This is a genomic window from Nitrosomonas sp. (genome assembly GCF_040240425.1).
Lineage (GTDB): Bacteria > Pseudomonadota > Gammaproteobacteria > Burkholderiales > Nitrosomonadaceae > Nitrosomonas.
Genome location: NZ_QPHG01000006.1, coordinates 118,555 through 125,501, shown reverse-complemented (window position 1 = coordinate 125,501; position 6,947 = coordinate 118,555). Strand labels below are relative to the sequence as shown.

Below are 6,947 nucleotides of genomic sequence, written 5' to 3'. Positions count from 1 at the left end.
GTTTGATAAAGCTGCCAGATTTCCTGACGATCCAATAATGTTAAGCGAGTGCGTTTGTGTATGTTCATCTGCAGTATTCTCCTGAATACTGTAAACAACGCTAGGAATTCTTACAGCTCATCATTAAATAGTTTATTCGGATTGCGTTATGCGCCGAAAAGTGTGATAGTTCACATCGCAACATGATAAGTTAGTCCGAGTAACAATAAATAAAAAAACATGTTGTGGTAACTTTAAGGACTAATTAAATAAGGCGCTGAAGTTAAAAAAGCTTGTCATTGAAGTATGTCTTGATGCAAATTTAATGACGTTTCACATATACATTTTCACTATGGAGGGTAGCAATGAAATCTAGTAAGATCAGTAAGTTAGTGGCTTATACTATTCTTTTGTTATCATTGGGATTATTGTTTGGCTGTAAGCCAATTTTTGAAAAGAAACCAATTCCTAAAGATAACAAAGATGCGGCGGCAGCACCGGCTGCTACGGCAGCGGCGCCAGACCCTGCTCCAGCAGCAGCACCTGCTCCGGCCCCAGCTGAACCCGCAGCTAAGATTGAAGAATTGCAAAGTATACAGAGCATAGAATCAGCAGCTTCGACTCAGGAAGCTCAGCCAAGCACCGCAGCCGCACAATCAGTGGATGATGGTGATGATGTGGTGAAAGTGACCCCGGCAATTATGCGGAAAATACAGCAAGCACTGGCAAGTGCAGGATTTAATCCTGGTCCGGCAGATGGGGTCAGTGGCGCTAAAACAGTGGCAGCTATTGAAAGCTTCCAAAAACAAAATGACATTCCAACCGGTAAAATCACCAAAAGAACGCTACGCGCGTTGGGTGTTGATTTCTAAGCGGCAATTTACAGCTTGAGATTTATACACCAAGGATCCATGGTTCTTGGTGTATTTTTATGGATCAGGTAATTTCCAATAATCAGGAAATTTATTTTGCGTTGTAACTATTGATGCTGGTTCTCAATTTTCCGGCTGATTTAAAAATATTTGCTATACGAACAACCATGTTTTATAGTCAAATTTCAAATCCGGTTTCAGAGTTTATTCAGGTAATTATAGATCTAAAGATGCTGAGCAATATCCATAGTCATTGGTTGTGAGTATCTACTTTAGTTTTTAAATTCCTTAGCATAAGTTGAGTTTCGCCGTATGGTGCAGACTGACTACATTTGTGGCAGTATTTTTCGGATAAGATTTGCGTTAATTACGCGGTATGGTTTTGTTAAATTTCGTTCAGTAGCATTAGTCATTAATTTGCTTTTGAAGTACTTTTGGAGGTTTTGCTCATGGGAGTTCCTTTACGTCAACAGATTGCAGTTGGCACTTATCTAATCAAACAGAAGTTAAAAGGGGTTAAAAAATATCCTTTGGTGCTGATGCTGGAGCCTTTATTCCGCTGTAATCTGGCTTGCGCCGGGTGCGGAAAGATTGCTCATCCGGAAGATGTTCTCGATCAACGTCTTTCGTATGAAGAGTGCATGGAGGCAGTCGATGAATGTGGCGCGCCCATGGTATCAATTCCGGGCGGTGAACCGTTACTTCATAAAGAAATGCCACAGATTGTTGCGGGCATTATTAAACGGAAGAAATATGTTTATCTATGTACGAATGCGCTGTTGTTAAAGAAACGGATCGATGACTATACACCGTCACCTTATCTGACTTTCTCCATCCATTTGGATGGTATGAAAGAACGGCATGATGCCTCAGTTTGCCAGGATGGCGTTTTTGATCGTGCGGTTGAAGCAATCAAGCTGGCACTGGAGAGAGGTTTCAGAGTGACAGTTAACTGCACGCTGTTCCAAGGCGAAACACCAAAGGATGTGGCCGAATTTCTCGATTATGCCATGGAGCTGGGTGTTGAAGCTGCCACAATCGCACCGGGCTTTAGCTATGAGAAAGCCCCGCAGCAAGATGTTTTCATTAAAAGCCAGGATACCAAAGTATTATTCCGCGGCATTTTTGAATTGGGTAAAAAATTAAAGCGCAAATGGAGATTGAATCATTCCGCGCTATATCTGGATTATCTGGCCGGAAATCAGGACTATGAGTGCACGCCATGGGGAAATCCGACACGCAATGTATTCGGTTGGCAGAAACCGTGCTATTTGTTGTCTGACGAAGGTTATGCAAAAACCTTCAAAGAGCTTCTCGATGATACGCCGTGGGAAAAATACGGTACGGCAAATAATCCAAAATGCGCACAATGCATGGCCCACTGCGGATATGAAGCGACTGCGGTAGAAGATACCCTCCAACGGCCATGGAAAGCGATGGTGGCAGCGATGAGAGGACCCAGAACGACCGGTCCTATGGTTGCTGAGCCTACGCCTAAGTGGGCAACTGAGGAAAGCAAAGCATCCAAGAAGCTTTCAGACATAGCGGTCACACTGATAGACAAATAACAGATGCAGGTACTGAGATTGGCTTTTATTTTTAGAATCTATCTAAAATAATGATGGACTTAGTACTATACGCATCTGTTTTCGGTGCTATATGCTGGGTGGCGCTGGCATTGCTTCCGTGGCGCCCCTGGAGCACGCGTGAGAAGATAGAGGCGCCAGCATTATTCCAATCCGGTGAAGACCTGGGCGATATCACCGTGCTGATTCCGGCGCGCAACGAAGGTCCTTATATCGGGCATACACTCAATGGTGTCAGAGCACAAGGCGTCAATGTGCGTATCATTGTGATCGATGATCAATCCAGCGACGATACCGCTGAACAAGCAAGGCGCAGCGGTGCGCAGGTATTATCCGGTACGGCGCCGCCTGCTGGGTGGAGCGGCAAATTATGGGCGCTGGAGCAAGGATTGCGGGAAGTTAAAACCCCCTACACCTTGCTACTGGATGCGGATATCGAACTGGCCCAAGGAATTGCCGGTGAGTTACAGCGCAAAGCACGCGCTGAGAATCTAGCTTTGGTGTCATTGATGGCTGAACCGCCGATGATAAACTTCATCGAACGCTTACTGATGCCAGCCTTTATATTTTTCTTTAAGCTGTTGTATCCTTTCGGTCTGGCGAATAAACCGCAATCCCGCATTGCAGCAGCAGCGGGCGGATGTATTCTGGTAGAAACACAAGCATTGCGCTCTACCGGGGCGTTTGCCAATTTGCATAATGCGCTGATCGATGATTGCACTTTAGCTGCTCATATCAAACGGGCAGGTTTGCGCACTTATATCGGACTCAGTCATGCGGCGCGGAGTCATCGGGGTTATCATGCATTGCAGCCGATTTGGGAAATGGTCGCTCGTACCGCTTTCACGCAATTAAAATACTCGCTGAATTTGCTCATCGTCTGCACATTACTAATGACTTCGATGTTTTGGGCCGCGCCGCTTGCATTTTTGCTGTCATCAGTGGAAGCCTATACCGTGAGCGCATTGGCATGGATGGCTATGTTTTTTACCTATGCGCCAACTTTAACTTATTATCATCGTTCTCCGCTCTGGGGGCTGGCGTTGCCCGCAATCGGCACTTTGTATCTTGCCATGACCTGGACATCGGCACTGCGCTACTGGCGCGGGGAGCGTGCTCGTTGGAAAGATCGTCATTATGAAAGTAAAACAAACTATTAAATTGCTGCTGGCGGGATGCCTGATGCTGGTGCTGCTATTATCTACAGCTCCAGTATTGAGTGCATCCGGCGCTGCTTCGGACAACCCGGAACAAGTTATCGAGCAATTGCAATCTTCTCTGCTCCAAGTCATGCGTGAAGGTGAGAAGTTGGGGTATGAGGGGCGCTATAAATTTCTCGAACCGGTCATTGATCAATCTCATGACATTGATCTGATCATCAAAACCATACTCGGTGCGACTTACTGGTCACAGTTGGACAAAACGCAGCAAGAATTGATTGTTAGCACTTTCCGCCAATTGAGTATTGCCACTTACGCCAGCCGGTTTACCCAATACGAGGGAGAGCAGTTCAAGATCATCGAACAACGCACCTTGCCACGTGATCAAACTCTGGTGCGCAGCCAGCTGACAAAATCCGATGGTGGTAAGGTAAATTTCGATTACGTATTACATCAGACTGAGGGACACTGGCAGATCGCCAACATCCTGTTTGACGGCGTGAGCGACCTTGCCATAAAACGCGGAGAATATCGTGCCATTTTGCAACTGGATGGGTTTGCTGCATTGATAGAACTGCTGAAGGAGAAAATAACTTTAGCTCAGCAGCAGAACTAACCATCAGACCACCTCAGTCTCGCTGACGGGTTCTGGTTTATGATCCGTTTTTGCTGCCTTCGCTGTTTCTGCTGTTTCTGCCCGAGTTAAAGCGGCTGCAAAAAAGCCATCGGTTTGATGCAGCCGTGGGGATAATTGTAAGAATTCCCCGGTATTGAGCGGTATTTTCTGTTGCGATAGCAATTCTGCACAGTTCAGTACAGTAAATTGCGGGTGTGTGGCAAGAAAATCGCCGATAACGGCTTGGTTTTCTTCCGGCAGGAAGCTGCATGTCGCATAGACTAACCGGCCGCCGGGTTTAAGCAGACCGGCAGCGGCGGACAGAATGGCCGCTTGTTTTGCCTTCAATTCTTCGATGCTCTGCGCGGATTGACGCCACTTTAAATCCGGGTTACGCCGCAAGGTACCGAGACCGCTGCATGGCGCGTCGACCAATACGCGATCTATTTTTCCCGACAATCTTTTGATCTTGCTGTCATTCTCATCGGCAATGCGTTGCGTATGCAAGTTCGACAAACCGGAACGCTTGAAGCGGGGTTTAAGATTACTCAATCTTTTTTCCGAAACGTCAAACGCATAAAGACGTCCTTTGGAATTCATCAAGGCGCCCAATAGCAGGGACTTGCCACCAGCACCTGCACAGAAATCGACAACCATTTCGCCCCGCTTCGGCGCCAGTAAGTAGCCGAGTAACTGGCTGCCCTCGTCTTGTACTTCTATTTTTCCCGATAAGAAGAGCGCGTGGCGATTGATCGCAGGCTTCCCGATGAGGCGGATGCCGCAGGGGGAATAAGGTGTTGCTTGTGCTTCGATTCCTTCCTGAGCCAATGTTTCAAGCACTTCAGCGCGCTTGGCGAGAATAGTGTTCACCCGCAAATCCAGTGGCGCCGGTTGTTGCAAGGAAAGTCCCAAATCAAGAATATCGCTATCCGGCATGCCGTGCTGCAATTTTTCCACCACCCACGCAGGAAATTCCGCCTGGATGGCTAACGGTAACGCATCCGGTTTGCTGCCTTTGATTTCCGCCAGCCATTTGCTTTCCGTTTCGCTGACCAGCGGTGTCAATTCACGCAAGTTCATGCCTTGAAATTTAGCCAGATAAGCGAGCACTAAGGCCCGTGGTGTTATACCGTTTGTCAGGCTTTCGAGAAAAAAGCGGTGGCGTAAAATGCCAAAAACGGTTTCCGCGATGAATGCCCGGTCTTGTCCGCCGAGCATGGGGTTTTCCCGGAAGAAGCGGCGCATGATGGCATCGGCAGGATATTGCAGCGGCAGTACGGTACGCATGGCGACGATGGCCGCGTCCAATTGAGGAGGTGTTAAATGCATTGATTTCCAGTGGTGAATTGTCAGCTAAACAAATGAATTAATGATCGGGTTTATAGCTGATATTAACTTCGGTCACTATTTTGTCGATTTCCCGGCCATTATCCTCGACCGAGACAATACGTACGGGTAGCATGTGATTGTTCAGCGCTAGCCATACTTTCCTCTTAAGCTTGGAGTGCTTTTCTTCCTGTCGGGTTAATACCATTGTTTCCATTTTCCCGATCGGTGTGTTGAGGGTTTCTTTCGATATGGTATAGCGTGTTAACCGCAGGTTATGGCCATTGGTAACGTACCGGTCAACATGGTGTTTCGGCAGCTCGGTAAACATATAGTTGTACGACAGGCTGAGACGATCGAGCGTACCATCCGGCAATTTTTCCTTGGCATGATGACCTTGATGATTGAGTGTGATGATATGGTTATTCCAGTCAAATTCTGCGACGCTGGGTTGTTTTTTACCGCGTTTTTCATAAGCGCGCATGGGCCGTAAACCATGTTTGGTGATGAAGCCTTCGCTATGGCGCATGATGCTATTCGGTTCGATGAGTTTATACATGCCGGTGGCTTGTGCTTCGCTGTTGATCGAATAATGCGCTTTGCCATCGACGTGCTTGATCTCCATCACTTCATCAATCTCCCCTTCGCCGATATCAGTCGTCACCGCATATTTAATTTCGATGCGTGACGGCAAATCCGTCGCCATAACCGGGAAACTGAGCAATCCCAGCAGAAAAAGCAATGCCGCACATTTCATTCCGGCAATCCTGGTGAAAAAAGTGCAACTTCATTGACGTTGGCGCCAGTCACTTCAACCTGATTTCCGTTCAAATGAATTCGGTCTTCCATAAACCAGCGGACAGCCTGCGGATAAATGCGGTGTTCTTGCTGTAAGACACGAGCAGCCAGCGTTTCTTCACTATCACCCGGTAATACCGGGACAGCCGCTTGAATCACAATCGGGCCGTGATCCAGCTGCAACGTGACAAAATGCACCGTACAGCCATGAATCCGGATGCCTTCTTGCAGCGCCCGCGCATGTGTTCCTAATCCAGGAAAAGCAGGGAGTAAGGAAGGGTGAATGTTCATTAACCGGCCTTGGTAACGTTGTACAAAGCGATCGCTAAGTATACGCATGAAGCCGGCCAGTGCAATCAGTTTTGGCTGACAGGTGTCTACTTTTTCCGCCAATGCCGCATCGAATGTCTGGCGGTCTAGAAAATCGCGGTGATCCAGAATCAAAGTTTCAACACCCAGTTGCCGTGCAATTTCCAGTCCGCTTGCATGGGGATTGTTACTGATCACTGTAATGCGATCCACCTGCAATTTCGCTTCCAGCAACGCCTGCATATTACTGCCGCGGCCGGAGATCAGAATGACCAGTGATTTCATGATGCAGTTGCCGGAA

7 protein-coding genes are annotated in these 6,947 nt (G+C 47.5%); 4 read left to right on the top strand and 3 right to left on the bottom strand.

Annotated features, from left to right (window positions below):
• Nucleotides 1-344: 344 nt before the first annotated feature.
• The 4 genes from DU481_RS03770 (at nucleotide 345) to DU481_RS03755 (ending at nucleotide 4,213) form a co-directional block, all read left to right on the top strand.
• On the top strand, nucleotides 345-851 hold the full coding sequence (locus DU481_RS03770; protein ID WP_350132709.1) for a peptidoglycan-binding domain-containing protein: 507 nt from the start codon (nucleotides 345-347) through the stop codon (nucleotides 849-851).
• A 449-nt stretch (nucleotides 852-1,300) separates the two neighbouring features.
• Nucleotides 1,301-2,419 (top strand): adenosyl-hopene transferase HpnH, encoded by a 1,119-nt coding sequence (gene hpnH / locus DU481_RS03765; RefSeq protein ID WP_350132707.1) that lies wholly within the window; start codon nucleotides 1,301-1,303, stop codon nucleotides 2,417-2,419.
• A 50-nt stretch (nucleotides 2,420-2,469) separates the two neighbouring features.
• The gene (locus tag DU481_RS03760; RefSeq protein WP_350132705.1) at nucleotides 2,470-3,597 is read left to right on the top strand and encodes a glycosyltransferase; all 1,128 of its coding nucleotides are present in this window, start codon (nucleotides 2,470-2,472) and stop codon (nucleotides 3,595-3,597) included.
• On the top strand, nucleotides 3,575-4,213 hold the full coding sequence (locus tag DU481_RS03755) for an ABC transporter substrate-binding protein (protein ID WP_350132703.1): 639 nt from the start codon (nucleotides 3,575-3,577) through the stop codon (nucleotides 4,211-4,213). The genes DU481_RS03760 and DU481_RS03755 overlap by 23 nt, the downstream gene beginning before the upstream one ends.
• 3 nt (nucleotides 4,214-4,216) lie before the next feature.
• On the opposite strand, the gene DU481_RS03750 is transcribed toward DU481_RS03755, so the two are convergent.
• Genes DU481_RS03750 through purN form a run of 3 tightly spaced genes read right to left on the bottom strand, consistent with a single transcriptional unit; the run spans nucleotide 4,217 to nucleotide 6,931 of the window.
• Nucleotides 4,217-5,542 (bottom strand): RsmB/NOP family class I SAM-dependent RNA methyltransferase, encoded by a 1,326-nt coding sequence (locus DU481_RS03750; protein WP_350132701.1) that lies wholly within the window; start codon nucleotides 5,540-5,542, stop codon nucleotides 4,217-4,219.
• A gap of 37 nt (nucleotides 5,543-5,579) precedes the next feature.
• The gene (locus tag DU481_RS03745; RefSeq protein WP_350132699.1) at nucleotides 5,580-6,296 is read right to left on the bottom strand and encodes a DUF3108 domain-containing protein; all 717 of its coding nucleotides are present in this window, start codon (nucleotides 6,294-6,296) and stop codon (nucleotides 5,580-5,582) included.
• A complete protein-coding gene (gene purN, locus DU481_RS03740) occupies nucleotides 6,293-6,931 on the bottom strand; it encodes a phosphoribosylglycinamide formyltransferase (protein ID WP_350132697.1) in 639 nt (212 codons plus the stop codon). The genes DU481_RS03745 and purN overlap by 4 nt, the downstream gene beginning before the upstream one ends.
• Between the last annotated feature and the right edge of the window lie 16 nt (nucleotides 6,932-6,947).

Coding starts and splice junctions, on each gene's coding strand:
- DU481_RS03770 (WP_350132709.1), top strand. CDS start 345: ATGAAATCTAGTAAGATCAGTAAGTTAGTGGCTTATACTATTCTTTTG.
- hpnH (WP_350132707.1), top strand. CDS start 1,301: ATGGGAGTTCCTTTACGTCAACAGATTGCAGTTGGCACTTATCTAATC.
- DU481_RS03760 (WP_350132705.1), top strand. CDS start 2,470: ATGATGGACTTAGTACTATACGCATCTGTTTTCGGTGCTATATGCTGG.
- DU481_RS03755 (WP_350132703.1), top strand. CDS start 3,575: ATGAAAGTAAAACAAACTATTAAATTGCTGCTGGCGGGATGCCTGATG.
- DU481_RS03750 (WP_350132701.1), bottom strand. CDS start 5,542: ATGCATTTAACACCTCCTCAATTGGACGCGGCCATCGTCGCCATGCGT.
- DU481_RS03745 (WP_350132699.1), bottom strand. CDS start 6,296: ATGAAATGTGCGGCATTGCTTTTTCTGCTGGGATTGCTCAGTTTCCCG.
- purN (WP_350132697.1), bottom strand. CDS start 6,931: ATGAAATCACTGGTCATTCTGATCTCCGGCCGCGGCAGTAATATGCAG.